The 3,555-nt window shown below is 43.9% G+C and carries 1 protein-coding gene and 2 pseudogenes; 1 reads left to right on the forward strand and 2 read right to left on the reverse strand.

The genetic code is table 11. The features are described from left to right. Together B4J23_RS05670 and B4J23_RS05675 are read right to left on the reverse strand one after the other, a co-directional pair. Positions 1 to 297, reverse strand: a pseudogene (locus tag B4J23_RS05670) (alanine racemase); the annotation flags it as partial. A gap of 12 nt (positions 298 to 309) precedes the next feature. Then, positions 310 to 1,591 (reverse strand): annotated as a pseudogene (locus B4J23_RS05675) (D-arabinono-1,4-lactone oxidase). Positions 1,592 to 1,832: 241 nt separating this feature from the next. Between B4J23_RS05675 and B4J23_RS05680 the strand changes: the two are divergent. Then, positions 1,833 to 3,476 (forward strand): acyl-CoA synthetase, encoded by a 1,644-nt coding sequence (locus tag B4J23_RS05680; RefSeq protein WP_034170833.1) that lies wholly within the window; start codon positions 1,833 to 1,835, stop codon positions 3,474 to 3,476. Positions 3,477 to 3,555 lie beyond the last annotated feature (79 nt).

Raw genomic sequence — 3,555 nt, forward strand, 5'->3', positions numbered from 1 at the left:
CGGCATTGGCTTACCGAGCAGAATGTCCGCTTGTTGAAATGCTCCGATAATTTCCCGAAGATGTGGCAAATGAAATACCATAAAACGCTGGGTATTCAGCTTTTCACTGGCTAATTGAAGCAACTCGGTACTGGCCAGGGATTTTACCACCAGACGTGGCTTTAATTGCGCAGGTAGCTTTGACTGCACAACATCCAGATTATGCTGATACCAAGCCAAATCGAGAATCAGTTGTGGTGTACCCGTACCCTGCTGTTTTAGGTCTTGGGTCAGTTGCTGAAAATAAGTTGATTGCATCTTCTACTCCTGCTACTTAGCTAGAAACAGTTGTTTTAAGTAGGGATTCAGCCATTTTTTCTGCGGATCCAGTTGCTGACGTAGCGCCATAAATTCAGGCCATTTTGGATATAAGTCACGCAGTGATGCGGCATGCATGTTATGCAATTTCCCCCAATGTGGTCGCCCCTGATATTTCTGAAAAATCGGTTCCACTAGATTAAAAATGACGTGATAATCCTGCTTATAAAACTGATGGATAGAAATTGAAACTGAATCCCGCTGATAAAATGGACTGAGCCAGATGTCATCCGCTTTGATATAACGAAACTCGATCGGAAAGAACATCGGCACACGATGCTGCTTTAAACAATGCAGTACTTCTTCCAGACACTGCAAGCCTAGTTCAACCGGAATCTGGTATTCCATTTCATTAAATCGGGTATTACGCGGTGCGGGGAAAATCTGACTGGACCAATCTACAAAACAGGTCGGTTGGACAAAACACCGAGCAGCTTTTGCAGATAAGGATTGGTAGACGGCAATAACCGTGTCAATTCAGAACATAACATCAGTAAACAGTCTTCTGATGGCCAGCTTTCTTTTCTTGGCTGAATGCGTTCATCCGTTTCATCCAGTGTTTTCAGCATGATCTGATCAGCATGTAAAAATGCCCAAAACTCAATATGCCGATGCTGATGTTTCCATTGATCGATATTGAAAATATGTCTTTTAATGAACACAACCAGATCTGTTCTTTTAATTTATAACGCGGCCGATTTTGCAGGGTGATTTTGGTGAGTATTCCAAAACCGCCTAGTGCCACCCGCCCCGCCTGAAAAATTTCCGTATTTTGCTGCTCATCACATTGCAATAATTCGCCATCTGCAGTCAGTAATTCAAAGCCTTGAACGAAAGCAGATAAACACGGTAAATCAATTCCCGTGCCATGTGTACCGGTCGAGACTGCACCCGCTAGACTTTGCTGATCAATATCGCCTTGATTGATCAAAGCCTGATTAAGAGGGGCTAAATATTCACCCAGCCCATATAAACGCGTACCTGCCTGTACAGTACATTGAGCTTTCGCTTCATTTACATCTATCACGCCTTTGAAATGATCCAGACGAATCAATACCTCATCGGTTTTGGCTAGCGCACTGAATGAATGTCCTGCACCCACCACACGAATCTGCGTATGTGACTTCACCAGAGTTTACAATTCATTGATTTCTTTAAGCTCGAAAATTTGAGGAGAACTGTAATGGCTTCCTGACCAGTTTCGCCATGTTGCATCCGCCTGTTGTATTTTCATTGTTATTCCTTGGCTGAGGCTATTTTTAACACCCATTTAGAGTAAAATACCTAAAAAGGCAAATATGGGAACCCATAGGTTCAAAAAAATCGGTGCTTAAAAATAATTTTATTAATATTCAATTGCTTAAATTTTTAAAATTATACATTTGCACTCGACTAAAGCATAACTGCAAGACTTCCAAGAATTGCATATCTTTTTTAACAGGAGATGAAAAATAAATATAGAACGGAGTTTTACAATGGTTAAGGCATACGATGAATTACCGCGCACCCCTGCCAATTTTGTAGCGCTGTCACCTTTACGCTATCTCGATCGCGCGGCTTATATCTACCCGAATCAAAGCGCGATCATTCATGGTAAGCGTCGTATTACCTGGCGTGAAAAATACAATCGTTGCCGTCAGTTTGCCCACCAGCTCCAGAATTTAGGCATCGGTAAAAATGATACCGTTTCAGTTTTATTGCCAAACGTACCTGCAATGATTGAAGCACACTTTGCTGTGCCAATGGCGGGTGCGGTCCTGAATACTTTAAATACCCGTCTGGATGCCAAAACTTTGGCGTTCATGCTGGAACATGCTGAGACCAAAGTACTGCTGGTCGATCCAGAATTTTCTGCAGTTGCAATAGAAGCTTTGGCATTGGTTCCACAGCAAGACATTTATGTGATTGACGTGGCTGATGAGGAATTTGAGGGTGAAGATACCCGTATCGGCCAGATTGAATATGAAGACTGGCTGGCTCAAGGCGATGCCAATTTTGAATGGCATTTACCGGATGATGAGTGGAATGCGATTAGCCTGAACTACACTTCTGGAACTACAGGCAATCCGAAAGGCGTGGTTTACCATCACCGTGGCGCCTATATTAATGCAGCAAGTAATATCATTGCCTGTGGCATGATGCCGCGTGCCACTTACTTATGGACCTTACCGCTGTTCCACTGTAATGGCTGGTGTTTTGCCTGGACCATGGCAGCCAATGGTGGTACGAACGTCTGCTTACGCAAGGTTGATCCGGAATTGATCTTTAAACTCATTGCTGAACATAAAGTGGATTATTTCTGCGGTGCACCAATTGTACTGTCTATGCTGATCAATACTCCTGAAGAGAAAAAGACCAAGTTTGATCATCGTGTCGAAGTGATGGTAGCCGGTGCTGCGCCTCCTGCTGCAATCATTGAAGGCATGCGCAATATCGGTATTAATGTAACTCACGTCTATGGCTTGACCGAGACCTATGGCCCTTCTGCGCTCTGTGCGTCTCAGGCAGGCTGGTCAGACCTGTCGATTCAGGAACAAGCACAACTGCATTCTCGTCAAGGTGTACCATATCCACTGCAAGACGGCATGAAAGTGCTTGATCCTGACACTATGCAGGAAGTGCCACATGATGGTCAGACCATGGGGGAAATCATGTTCCGTGGCAACATCGTCATGAAAGGTTATTTAAAGAACCCGGAAGCAACTGCAGAAGCCTTTGCTGGTGGCTGGTTCCATACTGGCGATCTGGCAGTATGCCAACCTGATGGTTATGCAAAAATTACCGACCGCTCTAAGGATGTGATTATTTCAGGTGGTGAAAACATTTCATCGCTGGAAGTGGAAGAAGTGCTCTATCAGCATCCTGCTATTCTCACGGCAGCCGTGGTGGCAAAACCAGATCCACGCTGGCAGGAAGTACCATGTGCCTTTGTCGAACTGAAAGCAGGACAAACTGCTACAGCAGAAGAGATTATCGAATTCTGCAAGCAACATCTGGCGCGTTTTAAAGTACCTAAAGATGTAGTGATTACCGAGATTCCAAAAACCTCAACCGGGAAATTACAGAAATTTATCCTGCGTGACTGGGCTAAAGAACGCTCTCAAGGTGAATTTTCTTAATTTATTAAGACCCTAGCATCCAGCCCTACTCTTCAAATTTCTTTTTTAATATTGAGAAAGAAAAATTTGGTGAGTGGGG

The sequence above is a fragment of the Acinetobacter sp. UBA3025 genome, from assembly GCF_002367915.1.
In the GTDB taxonomy this organism is placed as follows: domain Bacteria; phylum Pseudomonadota; class Gammaproteobacteria; order Pseudomonadales; family Moraxellaceae; genus Acinetobacter.

Excerpts from the sequence above, each read along its gene's own strand:
- B4J23_RS05680 (WP_034170833.1), top strand. The coding sequence starts at position 1,833 with ATGGTTAAGGCATACGATGAATTACCGCGCACCCCTGCCAATTTTGTA.